Source organism: Buchnera aphidicola (Brevicoryne brassicae) (genome assembly GCF_005082825.1).
Lineage (GTDB): Bacteria > Pseudomonadota > Gammaproteobacteria > Enterobacterales > Enterobacteriaceae > Buchnera > Buchnera aphidicola_AK.
In genome coordinates this window covers 211953-227230 of the sequence record NZ_CP034882.1, presented here as the reverse complement: position 1 = coordinate 227230, position 15278 = coordinate 211953, and the positions used below count along the sequence as shown (strand labels likewise).

Annotated in this window: 11 protein-coding genes and 1 pseudogene; 6 read left to right on the top strand and 6 right to left on the bottom strand. The window is 24.8% G+C overall.

The window, feature by feature from the left end:
• Positions 1–129: 129 nt before the first annotated feature.
• Entirely contained in the window at positions 130–1179 is a 1050-nt protein-coding gene (locus D9V66_RS01050) for a GMP reductase (RefSeq protein WP_158365604.1), read from the bottom strand.
• Positions 1180–1251: 72 nt separating this feature from the next.
• On the opposite strand from D9V66_RS01050, the gene coaE reads away from it, so the two are divergent.
• Positions 1252–1905, top strand: coding sequence for a dephospho-CoA kinase (gene coaE / locus D9V66_RS01045; RefSeq protein ID WP_158365603.1), 654 nt, complete (start codon positions 1252–1254; stop codon positions 1903–1905).
• Between the two features lie 186 nt (positions 1906–2091).
• On the opposite strand, the gene D9V66_RS03200 is transcribed toward coaE, so the two are convergent.
• The 4 genes and pseudogenes from D9V66_RS03200 to truA all read right to left on the bottom strand — a co-directional run bounded on the left by D9V66_RS03200 (position 2092) and on the right by truA (position 8377).
• Complete coding sequence (locus D9V66_RS03200; protein ID WP_261979337.1) at positions 2092–2223, bottom strand: hypothetical protein; 132 nt, start codon at positions 2221–2223, stop codon at positions 2092–2094.
• Between the two features lie 179 nt (positions 2224–2402).
• The gene (gene secA, locus D9V66_RS01035; protein ID WP_158365602.1) at positions 2403–5033 is read right to left on the bottom strand and encodes a preprotein translocase subunit SecA; all 2631 of its coding nucleotides are present in this window, start codon (positions 5031–5033) and stop codon (positions 2403–2405) included.
• Between the two features lie 186 nt (positions 5034–5219).
• Entirely contained in the window at positions 5220–7529 is a 2310-nt protein-coding gene (gene mrcB / locus D9V66_RS01030) for a penicillin-binding protein 1B (RefSeq protein WP_261979327.1), read from the bottom strand.
• Positions 7530–7592: 63 nt separating this feature from the next.
• Positions 7593–8377, bottom strand: a pseudogene (gene truA / locus D9V66_RS01025) (tRNA pseudouridine(38-40) synthase TruA).
• A gap of 363 nt (positions 8378–8740) precedes the next feature.
• On the opposite strand from truA, the gene dksA reads away from it, so the two are divergent.
• From dksA to panC, 3 genes are all read left to right on the top strand, one after another.
• Positions 8741–9196: an RNA polymerase-binding protein DksA gene (dksA, locus tag D9V66_RS01020; RefSeq protein WP_158365601.1), complete on the top strand. Its 456-nt coding sequence runs from the start codon at positions 8741–8743 to the stop codon at positions 9194–9196.
• 129 nt (positions 9197–9325) lie between these two features.
• The gene (gene panB / locus D9V66_RS01015) at positions 9326–10117 is read left to right on the top strand and encodes a 3-methyl-2-oxobutanoate hydroxymethyltransferase (RefSeq protein ID WP_158365600.1); all 792 of its coding nucleotides are present in this window, start codon (positions 9326–9328) and stop codon (positions 10115–10117) included.
• Between the two features lie 19 nt (positions 10118–10136).
• Positions 10137–10985: a pantoate--beta-alanine ligase gene (panC, locus tag D9V66_RS01010; protein WP_158365599.1), complete on the top strand. Its 849-nt coding sequence runs from the start codon at positions 10137–10139 to the stop codon at positions 10983–10985.
• Positions 10986–11000: 15 nt separating this feature from the next.
• Here the strand turns inward: panC and hpt are convergent, their stop codons facing one another.
• The gene (gene hpt, locus D9V66_RS01005) at positions 11001–11534 is read right to left on the bottom strand and encodes a hypoxanthine phosphoribosyltransferase (RefSeq protein WP_158365598.1); all 534 of its coding nucleotides are present in this window, start codon (positions 11532–11534) and stop codon (positions 11001–11003) included.
• Positions 11535–11879: 345 nt separating this feature from the next.
• On the opposite strand from hpt, the gene thrA reads away from it, so the two are divergent.
• Both thrA and thrB read left to right on the top strand, forming a co-directional pair.
• Positions 11880–14327, top strand: coding sequence for a bifunctional aspartate kinase/homoserine dehydrogenase I (gene thrA / locus D9V66_RS01000; RefSeq protein ID WP_158365597.1), 2448 nt, complete (start codon positions 11880–11882; stop codon positions 14325–14327).
• Positions 14328–14347: 20 nt separating this feature from the next.
• Complete coding sequence (gene thrB, locus D9V66_RS00995; RefSeq protein WP_158365596.1) at positions 14348–15277, top strand: homoserine kinase; 930 nt, start codon at positions 14348–14350, stop codon at positions 15275–15277.
• Position 15278: the final 1 nt, after the last annotated feature.

Below are 15278 nucleotides of genomic sequence, written 5' to 3'. Positions count from 1 at the left end.
TACATGTATTGTTAAAAAAATCAAATATTAATGATACACTTCTAAAAAAAATCAATAAAATTAACTATGTTGTATATAATTAATTTTATTGATTTTATTAAAAAATAAAAATCTTAAATATAAGATGCTTTATTCTTTAAAAATATTAAAAATACAATTTTCTTGTTCAGTTACTTTTATAAAAGTAGTTCTTTTTGTTAATTCTTTTAATTTCTCTGCACCAACATAAGTACAGGCAGAACGTAGGCCTCCTAAAATATCACGTATAGTAAAATCTACATCACCACGAAAAGGTATTTTTACAGTCTTACCTTCAGAAGCTCGATATCCTCGCATTTCTCCTGTATAACGTTGCATTGCAGCAACAGAGCTCATTCCATAAAATAACATATATTTTTTAGATTTTTTTTCTACTATATCTCCTGAACATTCATTGTGACCTGAAAGCATACCACCTAACATAACGAAATCAGAACCTGCACCAAAAGCTTTAGCAATATCTCCAGAAACAGAACATCCTCCATCACTAATAATTTGACCTTTTAATCCATGTGCTGCATCAGCACATTCTATAATAGCTGAAAGTTGAGGATAACCAACACCAGTTTTAACTCTTGTAGTACATACTGAACCTGGTCCGATACCAACTTTAACTATATCTGCTCCAGAAATTATTAATTCTTCAACCATTTCTCCAGTAACAACATTGCCAGCACAAATAATTTTATCAGGAAAGCATTCTCTTATTAACTTTAAAAAAGAAACAAAATGTTCAGAATAACCGTTGGCAACGTCAATACAAATATATTTCAATTCAGAAGATAATAAAAAAATTTTTTTAATTTTTATAAAATCCTCTGTAGATATTCCAATTGACACAATTACATGATTTAATATATCTTTAGAAGATAAAATAACAAAATTTTTCCAATCTTCAAGAGAATAGTATTTATGTATTGCTGTAAGTATCTTGAAATTAGATAAAGATCGTGCCATTTGAAAAGTCCCTATTGTATCCATGTTTGCAGCAATAATAGGAATCCCTGACCATATAACAGAAGAATATTTAAAAGAAAAAACACGAATAAGATCAACTTGAGAACGACTTTTTAATGTAGAACGTTTAGGTCTGATTAAAACATCTTTAAAACCCAATTTAACACCTTCTTCAATACGCATAAAAATAGCATCCTAATTTAAATGTATAATATAAATATTAAAATGACGGAAAATAATACTTATTAAAAGAATATGACTTATATTGTAGCACTTACTGGAGGCATTGGTAGTGGAAAAACTACAGTCTCTAATAGTTTTAAAAAAATAGGTATCAATGTTATTGATACCGATGTGATTGCAAAAAATATAATAAAAAATAATTATCAAATATCAAATTCTATTAAAAAAAAATTTGGAAAAAAAATATTAAACTCAAATAATTTAATTGATAGACTTTTACTTAGAGAGTATGTTTTTAACAATAAAAATTATAGATTATGGCTAGAAAACTTATTACATCCAAAAATTTATCAAGAAAGTAAAAATCAAATAAAACTTATTAAATCAAATTGGTGCCTTTGGGTAGTACCTCTACTCATTGAAAAAAATCTAGAAAAAAAACCAAACAGAATTCTTTTAGTAGATACAACTATAAAAAATCAAATAAAACGTATCATGAAAAGAGATAATATAAATCTACAAACAGCAAAAAAAATTATTGCATTACAAGCAAGTAGAAAAAAAAGAATTTCTGTATCAGACGATATTATTTTTAATAAACATAGCATTTATAAAATAAATAAGTATGTTTATTATTTTAATTCTTTTTATTCATATTTATCGAAAATGAATAATCAAAAAAAAATAAAAAACATAAAAAAAAATTATTTAACAAAATTTTACTAACATATTTAACTATTTTATTTTTAAATATGTTTTAATATTTTTTTATATGGAAGCATCAAAAATATTGGCATTATTCTTAAGTGAATTTAAAACGTTGAAATTTGTCTGTGGAAATTCGTAGGGATTTAAATTATAGACAAATTCCCAAAGATAAAAATATCCTTCTTTACTATAAGGTTCTCCTTTTCATTTATATATTAAAAAAAAATATAATTTTAAAATTGTTTTAACATTAACATATTTGTTATATTGAAAAAATTTAAATTTTAATATTGTAATACCAACTTCTTCTGATAATTCTCTTTTTAATGCATGTATTATATTTTCATGTCTTTTAATTTTTCCACCTGGAAATTCCCATAAATTTTGTTTACACTTTCCTTTTGTTATATAAATCTTTTTTTTTTATAATAATTCCAATTGCTGCATTAATATATTTCATTTAATATTTTCCTATAAAAAAACTATTTTAATTACTTATTTTAAGAATTAAGTTTTTATAAAATACCGTGACAATGCTTGTATTTTTTTCCTGAACCACAAATACAAAGTATATTTCGACTAATTTTAATATTATGAAAAATTGGTGGTGATATTAAATGTTGATGCGCATTAATATATTTTTTTGCATAAGATAAGTTAATTTTACTAAGAAAAGAAACTACCTCGTATTTTAATAATTCTAACATGTTAGAAAACATATTAAAAGATTCGCGTTTATATTCTTGCTTGGGATCTTTTTGAGCATAACCCCTTAAATGAATACCTTGTCTTAAATAATCTATAGCTGATAAATGATCTGTCCAAAGAGAGTCTAAAGTTTGCAACATAATAAATTTTTCTATTGTTCGCAAATTTTTTTCACCAATTAACTTTTCTTTATTTTTATAATTAATTCTTGCAAAATCAATAATTTTCTCTGTAATATCTTTACTTGTCAAACTAGAATCTATATTAAACCAACTAGAAACAGGCACATTCAAATGAAAATCAAGATTTAACTTTTTTTCTAAACTGATAATATTTTTTATTTCTTTTACTTTTATACCAGAAAGATAAGTATTAATAGTACTAATTAAAACATCTGATAAAATGTCATTAATAATATTTTGTATATCTTTTGCATCAATTAACTTATTACGTTGAGAATAAATCACACAACGCTGTTCATTAATAATATCATCATATTCTAGTAATTGTTTTCTAATATCAAAATTTCGATTTTCTACTTTTTTTTGAGCATTTTCTATAGCTTTTGTCACCCAAGGATGCTCAATGGCTTCATTAAAAGACAATCCTATTTTTCGCATCATATGAATAATTTTATCTGAAGCAAATATTCTCATTAAGGTATCTTCCATAGAAAGATAAAAACGAGAAGAACCACTATCTCCTTGACGACCAGAACGTCCGATTAACTGATTATCAATACGACGTGATTCATGACGTTCAGTACCAATTATATGTAGACCACCTAATGAAACAATTAAATCATGCTGTTCTTGCCATTTTTTTTTAATTTGTTCAATTAAATGTGGGGTTTTATCTATATATTTATTTAATTCTGCATCTAAATTACCACCAAGAACTATATCCGTACCCCGTCCTGCCATATTAGTCGCGATTGTTACAGCTTTAGATTTACCTGCTTGTGCTATAATCTCAGCTTCTTTAGCATGAAATTTAGCGTTTAAAACACTATGTTTAATATTCAATTTTTTTAATTCTTTAGAAATAATTTCTGATTTTTCAATAGAAACTGTTCCAACTAGTACAGGTTTATTTGATTTTATACATTCTTGGATATCTTTAATAATAGAATTAATTTTTTCTTTTTCAGTTATATAAACTAAATCAGGTAGATCTTTACGAATCATAGGTCTATTTGTTGGTATAACAACAGTATCAAGGTTATAAATAGAACTAAATTCAAAAGATTCAGTTGCAGCAGTTCCTGTCATACCAGCAATTTTTTTATATAAACGAAAATAATTTTGAAAAGTAATAGATGCCAGTGTTTGATTTTCATTTTTTATAGAAACGTTTTCTTTTGCTTCTATTGCTTGATGTAATCCATCTGACCATCTTCTTCCTGGCATAGTACGTCCTGTATGTTCATCTACGATAATTACATTATCATCTTTTACAATGTAATCTACGTTTCGAATAAATAATTTATGAGCACGAAGTGCAGATAAAACATGATGCATTAATATTATATTATTTGAAGAATATAAAGAGTCATTTTTTACCATTAATTTTCTATCAAACAAAATTCTTTCAATTTCAATTAATCCTCTTTCTGTTAAATGTACTTGTCTTGATTTTTCGTCAATAAAAAAATGTCCTTTTCCTTGAAAAAAATCCGAATCTTCCTGTTTTTGAAAAACTAAAAAAGGTACAATTTTATTAATTTCTTTATATATCTCAGAACTATTTTCTGAAGGTCCTGAAATAATTAAAGGTGTTCTAGCTTCATCTATTAAAATAGAATCTACTTCGTCTACTAATGCATAATTTAATCCTCTTTGAACTCTTTCTTCAGCAGAGAAAATCATATTATCACGTAAATAATCAAAGCCATATTCATTATTTGTACCGTACGTAATGTCAGATAAGTAAGCATTTTTTTTAGATATAAAAGACATTTCAGACAAATTCAAACCAACTTTTAAATCAAGAAATTGAAATAATGGAGTGTTTTTTTCAGCATCTCTACGAGCTAAATAATCATTCATAGTTACTATATGAACACCTTTCCCAGATAATGCATTTAAATAAGCTGGTAATGTAGAAGTTAACGTTTTTCCTTCACCTGTTCGCATTTCTGCAATACATTGATTATTTAACACTATTCCACCAAGTATTTGAACATCGAAATGACGCATATTAAAAACACGTTTACTGGCTTCTCTAACTGTAGCAAAAGCTTCTGGTAGTAAATTTTCTAAGGTTTCGCCATTATTTAATCGTAAACGAAATAATTTTGTGTTATTTTTTAACCTTTCATCTGAAAAATTCTTAAAAGTTTTTTCTAGTTTATTAATAGAAAATACTATTTTTTCAAATTTATTTAAAATACGATTGTTACGATTACCAAATATTTTAGTAAAAATTTTGATTAACATACTATAATTCTCATATTAAAAATTTTTGAATTAAATGATATTTTTCAAAAATTTTTTATTATTTTTAAATACTTTTATTATTTTTTAAGTTAAATTTTACATATAAATTCAATAAAAAATAGCAATTAATAAGACATTGATAATGTTTTTTATAAAATAAATAAAAAAATAAAATTTGCAATTTTACTATAAAAATAAATCTTTCAACCAAAATAAAAGAGAATTTTTTTTATTTTCAATGCTTGAAAAATATTTTAATAACTTTCTTTTATGACAAATTTTTTGATTATTTATAGACCATATAGGTATATACCTATTATTCTCATTATTTTTTTCACAAAATAATTTCCCTGAATTATCAACATAAAACATATCAATATTTCTCGGAGTTTTTAAAACTAAAATTTTTGGATGTTGATACTCAAGATATTTTTGATAAATTCGCATAGCACCAGAAGAACTATATAATCTAGTCGTTTTATTATTATCTCTTCCTATCCAAGTAATAACTACTTGTTTTCCATCAATACCTACAAACCAATTATCTACTAAATTATTTGTCGTTCCAGTTTTTCCTGCTAAATTAATATTTTTGAAAGCTTGTCCTAATGATTTTGCTGTTCCGCTTTTTATAACTTGTTGCATAGCAAACATTGTTAAATAAGAAGCTTCAGAAGAAATTATATGTTTTGATTCAGGTAAACTCTGATACAATACTTTACCATCATTAGAGACAACTGATCTAACTGAAGATAATGATGATTTATATCCATTATTAGCAATAATCTGAAAAACTTGTCCTATCTCAATTGGAGTTAAATTAATAGCTCCTAAGGATATCGATGGAAAGGGAGTAAGATATTTTTTAGAAACACCTAAACGAAACCAACTATCAATTAATGTTTTTAATCCTATATCTAGACTTATATTTACTGTTGGTATATTGATTGATTTAACTAAAGCATCTAATAACATTACTTTTCCACTAAAACGATAATTATTATTATTTGGAGACCAATATTCTCCATTATCTAATTTTACTATAATAGGTTTATCAGAAATCCAAGTATTTAAATTATACTTGTTTGGTTGGGATAAAGCAGTTAAATATGTTATTGGTTTAGATAGAGAACCAATAGAACGACGTGCATTTAAAGCACGGTTATAACCATTAAACTTTGGATTAGCACTTCCAATAAGTGCTTGTATTTCTCCGGTAAATTTATCTATAACAATCATGGCAACTTCTAAGTCTTTTAATCTTTTTTGTTTTTTTAATCTAGATATTTCTATTTTTACAGCTGTTTCTACTGAATTTTGTGACAGAGAATCTAAAGTTGTAAAAATTTTTAAACCTGAAAAATTTTCAATTGAGTAATTAATTTTTTTTTTTAATTCAGCATATACTAGTTGTACAAAAGAAGGATAAGGTGAAATAATATCACCTTTAGGTTGAATATTTAAAGATCGTTTACATAAATCTTGATATATATCTTTTGTGATATATTTTTGATCATATAATGAAAATAACACCAAATTTCTTCTTTTTAATGCAGAACTAGGATTAGTCCAGGGATTATATAAAGAAGCTCCTTTTACCATTCCTACTAATAAAGCATATTGATCTAAAGTTAATTCATCTATTGGTCGTCCAAAATAATAAATACTAGCAAGTGGAAATCCTCGAATTTGTTCATCACCATCTTGTCCTAAATAAACTTCATTTAAATATAATTCTAAAATTCTATTTTTTGTATAAAAGCAGTCCAAAATTAAAGCCATATACATTTCATTAATTTTTCTTACAATTGAACGAGTATTAGTTAAAAAAAGATTTTTCACAAGCTGTTGAGTAAGAGTACTACCACCTTGTATCATATGTCCTGCCATTATATTGACTAAAAAAGCTCGTCCTATAGAAGATATATTAATACCATCATGTTCATAAAAATGTTTATCTTCAATTGCTAATAGTGTTTTAACTAATATTTCGGGAAATTGATTACGAGAAATAAATATACGTTTTTTTCTTTCAGGAGATTTTAACATAGTAATCAACTTAGGCTCTAAACGAAAAAAACTAAAATCACGATTATTTTCAATATTGGTAATTTTAGTTAAAACATTTTTATTAAAAGACAATCTCGCATAAATTTCATTTTCTTTAATATCGGGAAATTCAAAAGAACGTCGTATAAATTCTATAGTATTATTTTTAATACTATATTCTCCTGGAAGCATAACAGTATCTACTTTTTTATACATGGTATTTTTTAAAAGACTTAAAATCTCTTCTGGTGAATACAAACTACCTGGTTCTAAGTTAATTATACGTCCGTATATTGAAGTAGGAAAATCCCATACTTTTCCATTAATTAATCTACCTATTTTAAAGTATAGATATAATCCATAAAAAACAAATAAAATCAAGGTTAAAAAAGATATCTTTATCAAAATTTTTTTTTTATTATGCGCATTCAGATCTTCCCAAATCATGCTAATAATACGTTTATAAACGTAAATATTTATTTTAAAGTAAATTTACTAATATTGATTTTTTTATATAAAAAAAATAGGATTGTGTGTTTTTATTGGTAAATTAAACTTTGAAGGATATTCTACACACATTAAATATAAACCTTTAGCTGGAGCCATACTTCCTGCCAGACTTCTATTCTTCTTTTTTAATAATTCTTGCATCCAAAAATTTTTTTTTTTAAATACCCAATTTCAATTAAAGAACCAACTATGTTTCGAACCATGTGATATAAAAAAGAATTAGCTGTAATATCAATTATTATCCAATCATGAATACGCTGAACATTTAATTTTATAATTTTTCTCCAAGGAGAATTTGATTGACAATTAAAAGCTCTAAAAGATGTAAAATCATGCTCTCCTAATAAAAATTGTGCTTCAAAATTCATTTTATTTACATCTAGTTTTCTATAAACATGATTTACTCTATTCTGAAAAATAGCAGAACGAAAATTATGATTATATATTATATAACGATAAGAACGTGTAATTGCACTATAACGAGAATGAAATTCTTCTGAAATCTCTTTTGCCCAAAGAATAGAAATATATTTAGATAAATAACTATTTACTCCTGTTGTCCAAGATGTTATCTTTCGAACAGCTGTAGTATTAAAATGTATTACCTGTCCTATACTATGAACTCCGGCATCAGTTCTCCCTGCAGATATTACTTCTATTTTGTGATTAGCAATTATAGATAATGCTTTTTCTATTTCTTCTTGAATACTAGGTACATTTTTTTGACGTTGCCATCCATGATAAAAAGTTCCATCATATTCAACTCCTAAAACTATTTTTTTCATATATTATTTTTATACCATTTTAAAAAATAGTATTTTATAAAATATTTATACAAAATGTATATTATTTTATTATAAAGGTAATATATATTATATATTTTAAGATAAAATAAATATTTTTTAAAAAACTAGCATTTTATAAAAAAATATTTAAATATAGTTTGTATTAAAATTATTTATTATAATAAATAATATTACTATATATATGTAAAAAAAAATAATACACATAATAATATATATTATAAAAAAATATTTTTAAAAATATTTTTTTAAATAAATTAAAAACAATCATATATAAAAAATTCCCCTATTTAAAAACATATTTAATATGAAATTTTTCGCACATATACTATCTCGGAGAGAGCTATGGAAAAAGAAAAAAATAAAAAAACATCATCTTTAAATGTTCTTTCTATTGCTGGTTTAAAACCTTATCAAAAAAAAATAGACGAACAATATATGAATGAAGATCAAATGTTGCACTTTTATAAAATCCTTAAAACATGGAAAAATCAATTAAAAGTTGAAATTAACCATACTCTACTCTATATACAAGATAAAGCTACTAATTTTCCTGATCCTATTGATCGAGCAACACAAGAAGAAGAATTTAGCTTAGAATTGCGAAATCGAGATCGTAGTCGAAAACTAATTAAAAAAATTGAAATCACTTTAAAAAAAATAAAAGAAAAAGATTTTGGTTACTGTAATTCTTGTGGTATTGAAATTGGAATTCGTCGTTTAGAAGCTAGACCTACTGCTAATCTTTGCATAGATTGTAAAACATTAGCAGAAATTAGAGAAAAACAAATGACTGGTTGATGATAAATATTTTATAAAAGTTAAAATTTTTTAATAAGGATACTCGATTTTTTACATTATTCCGAGTATCCTCTATTTTATTAAAATGTATAAGATTAACATTACAAGTTTAATCAAATTAAGGTGAATATGGAAAATATAACTATATCTAAATTAAATTATTGGAAAGTCCATAAAAAAAAATTTGCAGCTATTACAGCTTATGATTTTAGCTTTGCTAAATTATTTTCCAATCAAGGAGTTCCCGTTATACTTGTAGGTGACTCTCTTGGAATGACTATACAAGGTAATAGTTCTACATTACCAGTAAAAGTTAAAGATATTGAATATCATACAAAAGCAGTAAGAAAAGGAGCTCCAAATGTTTTTTTATTATCTGATCTACCCTTTATGTCTTATTATGAAACAAAAATAGCACTTAAAAACACTGCTAAAATTATACAATCTGGTGCAAACATGATAAAAATAGAAGGTGGGAAATGGTTGATAAAAATTATTAAGGAATTATCTGAAAGATCAATATTAGTATGTGGTCATATAGGTCTAACACCTCAATCATTTAATTATTTAAGTGGCTACAAAGTACAAGGAAAAGAAAAAAACGATGCAAATAAATTAATAGAAGAAGCTTTTTTATTAGAAGAAGCGGGAATTAAAATGCTCGTAGTAGAATGTATTCCAGCACTATTAGCAAAGCAAATAACAGAAAATTTATCTATTCCCGTTATTGGAATAGGAGCAGGTAGTAATACAAATGGACAAATTCTAGTAATGCAAGACTTATTAGGGATAACTGAAGGGAAAACACCTAAATTTTCAAAAAACTTTCTTTCTGAAAGTGGCAGCATTCAAAATGCTATTCAAAGATATATAAAAGAAGTAAAAAATAGTCTTTATCCTAATAATATGTATAGCTATTAAAAAATAGAGTGATAAATATATGTATCTAATTAGAACAGTAAACGCTTTACATAAAAAAATACAACTACTAAAAAAAACTAAAAATACAATAGGATTAATACCTACAATGGGTAATTTGCATGATGGTCATATAAAGTTAATTTTATTGTCAAAAAAATATGCGGATATTATTATTGTAAGTATCTTTATTAATCCTATGCAATTTAATAATTTATTAGATTTACAAAATTATCCTAAAACTTTTAAAGAAGATTATCAAATTTTACAAAACATTGGTGTAAACATTATGTTTTTTCCTAATGTCAATGATATTTATCCAAATGGTATAAAAAATCAAACGTTTGTTGAAGTACCTAAATTATCAAAAGTGGTAGAAGGTCAATCGCGACCAGGACATTTTAAAGGGGTTACAACAATAATTTCTAAGTTATTTAATATAATACAACCTAATTTTTCTTTTTTTGGAGAAAAAGATTACCAGCAATTATTAATAATAAAAACTCTTGTAAAAGAACTAAATTATATGATAAAAATCATTAGCTTACCCACAATAAGATTAAAAAATGGACTAGCTTTAAGTTCAAGAAATAATAATTTGACTGTGGAACAAAAAAAAATAGCACCTTATTTATATAAAATTATACAAAAAACCTCAAAAAAAATTATCACACAAAACATTGAAAATAGAAAAAAAATTATTGATGAATCTAGATTTTCTTTAATAAAAAAAGGTTTTTTAATAGATATTTTTGATATATACGACCGTAACACACTAAATTTGTCATCTGAAAAAAGCAAAAAAATAATTATCCTTGCATCAGCATGGTTAGGTAAAACTCGTTTAATTGATAATAAAAAAATTTTTTAATTAATTAAAGATTTATTATTTTTTAAAAATTACTTTTCCTATATACGGTAGATAACGGTAGGATTGAGCGTAATCAATACCATAACCTACAACAAAATCATCTGGAATAGAAAAACCTATAAAATCAACACTAATATTAACTTCACGACATTCTGGTTTATCTAAAAGAGTACAAATTGATAAAGATTTTGGTTTTCTAAGCTTTAAAATCTCTAATACTTTACTCAAAGTTTTTCCTGAATCAATAATATCTTCTACAATTAATACATTTTTATTATAAATATCTTCATCTAAATCTTTTATAATTTTTACATCGCCACTAGATACTATTCCTCGTCCATAACTAGAAGTAGTCATAAAATCTATTTCATGTTGAATTTTAATTCTACGACATAAATCTGCTATAAAAACAAAAGAACCACGTAGCAATGCAATTAATATCATTGTATTTGTGCTATTTTGATACTTTTTAGTAATTTCTTTACCTAATTTTCGAACACGTATATCCAATTCTTTTTCTGAGATAATAACTTCAATAATATGCTTCATAATATAAAATAAATATTTAATGTGTGTGAATTCAAGTATATTTAAAATTTAAAATAATTGTAGTGATCTTCATTGAAGATACATACAGTATAGTGAATAACTAAATTTATAATATGTAAATAAAAATTAAATATTTATTTTTTTAACTATTGCACTAATAATGATCATTATGTTATAAAAATTAATTAAATAAAAATATTAATGTCTATTTATAGCCTCTTCACTAGAATAACTATTCTAATTATTATAACTAGTCATGATGTGGGGCAAGATCATATATTTTAAAAACCCGCTCATAGCTTAAGGCGGGTTTTTTTATGATATAAATTCAAGGAATAATTAAATATGAAATTACTAAAATTTGGTGGAACTTCATTAGCTAATGCAGAAAAATTTTTATGTGTAGCTGATATTATAGAAAAAAATATTAAATCTGAACAAAGTGCAGTTGTACTGTCAGCACCGGCTAAAATAACTAATTATTTAGTTTCAATTGCAGAAAAAATCATTCAAGATAAAAAAATATTAGAAACTATTAATCTAACAGAAAACGTATTTATTGATTTAATAAAAAATCTTTTGAAAAGACAATCTAATTTTCCTTTTATAAAAACAAAAGAAACTATAAAAAAAGAGTTTAATCGATTAAGGAAAATAGTACATGGAGTTACATTATTAAAACAATGTCCAGATAGCATTCATGCAATAATTATTTCTCGTGGAGAAATACTTTCAGTTTGTATAATGAAAAATATATTACAATCTAAAAATTATGATGTCACTATTATTAATCCTGTCGAAAAGTTTTTATCTGTAGGCAACTATTTAGATTCTACTATTAACATATCTAAATCTAAAAAACGCATTAAAAATATGATAATAAATAAAAATAATGTTATTTTAATGCCAGGTTTTATCGGAGGTAATGAAAAAAAAGAATTAGTAGTACTAGGTCGTAATGGTTCAGATTATTCTGCTGCAGTTTTAGCTGCCTGTTTAGATGCGAATTGTTGTGAAATTTGGACTGATGTTGATGGAGTGTTTACATGTGATCCAAGAAAAGTTTCAGATGCTTATTTGTTAAAATCAATATCATACAAAGAAGCAATGGAACTATCTTATTTTGGAGCAAAGGTCCTTCATCCGCGTACTATAGAACCAATTTCCCAATTTAAAATTCCATGTATTATTAAAAATACAAATAATGTTAAATCTACTGGAACTTTAATTTGTTCAAAAAACTCTTCAGAAAAAAATTTTTTAAAAGGTATTACTCATCTTAATAATATAGCTATGTTTAATGTATCTGGAATTGCTGTAAAAAATATGGACAATATCATTTCTCGTATGTTTAATGTCATATCAAGAAATAATATTAAAATAATATTAATTACTCAATCATCTTCTGAAAATAAAATTAATTTTTGTATTTTAGAGCATGAAATTGATATAACTTTAGATTCTTTAAATAAAGAATTACAATTAGAATTAAAAGATGGATTATTAAATCCTTTTAAAGTTACAAAGAATTTATCTATTTTATCTGTAATTGGTTCGAATATCTATGAAAAAAATAATATTGCTTCTAAAATTTTTTCTTCTTTAGGAGCTTCAAAGATTAATGTTTTTGCAGTGGCACAAGGTTCTTCAAAACATTCCATTTCTCTAGTAATTTCAAAAGAACGCATTTTAAATGCAATAAGAAACGTGCATAATAATTTGTTTTGTAACAAAAAAATTATTCATGTATTTTTAATTGGAATAGGTGGAGTAGGTAGTACTTTGTTAAAACAAATATTAAAACAAAAAAGTTTTTTAGACAAAAAAAACATAGAAATTAAAATTTGTATTATTGCTAACTCTAAAAAAATATTAATTTCAGATGATACAATCGATTTATCAAAATGGGTAAAAAACTTTAAAAAAACAACAGAAAAATTTAATTTAACATTATTAAATAAAATAGTAAAAAACAACTGTTTTGAAAATTCAGTTATTATTGACTGTACATCTGATCAATTATTATCTGAACAATATGTAAATTTTTTATACAATGACTTTCATGTAGTCACTTCTAATAAAAAAGCTAATACTTATACATGGGAGTATTATCAAAAAATAAGAAATGCTGTTTCTAAAACAAATAAAAAATTTCTATATGAAACTAATGTAGGAGCTGGATTACCAGTTATAGAAACAATTCAAAATTTATTTAAAACAGGTGATAACCTAATTTATTTTAAAGGTATATTATCTGGATCTCTATCTTTTATTTTTGGAAAACTAGAAGAAGGTATATTATTATCACAAGCTACTAAAGAAGCTAAAGAATTAGGTTTTACTGAACCGAACCCATGTGACGATTTATCTGGTATAGATGTCGCTAGAAAATTACTAATTTTAGCTCGCGAAGCTGGATATAAAACAGAACTAAAAGATATTAAAATTGAACCTTTACTTCCTAGTACATTTGAAAAACATGAAGATGTAGATAAATTTTTATTAGAACTAAAAAAGTTAGATTTACATTTTTTAAAACGCATAAAAACAGCGCGTAATTCTGGAAATGTATTACGTTATATCGGGACAATAGAAAAAACAGGAGAATGTTTTATAAAAATTGAAGAAGTTAATTCTAATGATCCATTATATAAGGTCAAAAACGGTGAAAATGCGTTAGCATTTTATACTGATTATTATCAATCAATTCCTCTTGTATTAAGAGGTTATGGTGCTGGTAATAAAGTCACAGCATCTGGAGTATTTTCCGACTTACTACGCACACTATCATAAACGTCAGGAGCATAGCAATAATGATTACAATTTATGCACCAGCTTCTATTGGTAATGTTGGAGTAGGATTTGATATTTTAGGTGCAGCTATTATACCTATAAATGGAGCTCTATTAGGTGATCTTGTAACAATAGAATCATCAAATAAATTTCAATTAATTAATAAAGGTCTTTTTTCTAAAAAATTACCTAAAAAAACTGAAGAAAATATTGTTTGGAAATGCTGGTCAAGATTTTGTAAAATTATCAAAAAAGAAGTCTTAGTTTCTATTATTCTTGAAAAAAACATGCCTATTGGATCAGGATTAGGTTCTAGTGCATGTTCAATAGTTGCTACATTAGTAGCAATAAATGAATTTTGTAATTATCCTTTAAATTCAAGAGAATTATTGTTGCTAATGGGTCAAATAGAAGGTGAAATATCAGGTAGTATACATTATGATAATGTTGCTCCATCTTATTTAGGAGGTTTACAATTAATATTAGAAGATACTGAAATAATAAGTCAAAAAATACCTAGTTTTAAAAATTGGTTTTGGATAATAGCGTGGCCAGGAATCAAAGTTTCTACCGCAGAAGCAAGAGAAATATTACCTAAAAAATATCAAAAAGAAATTTGTATTAAAAATAGTCGTTATCTAGCTGGTTTTATTCATGCTTCATATAGTAAACAACCTTATTTAGCTGCACGATTAATGCAAGATTTTATGGCAGAACCATATCGTATTAAACTATTACCTAATTTTGTAAAAACTAAAAAAAAGATAAAAAAAATTGGAGCTATAAGTTCTGGAATATCAGGATCAGGTCCTACTATTTTTGCTATTTCTGATAATATAAACACAGCTGAAGAAATATCTTTATGGTTAAAAAAGCATTATTTGCAAAATGAAACAGGATTTGTTCATATTTGTTTTTTAGACACAAGAGGTGCACGTAAAATAGGATAGA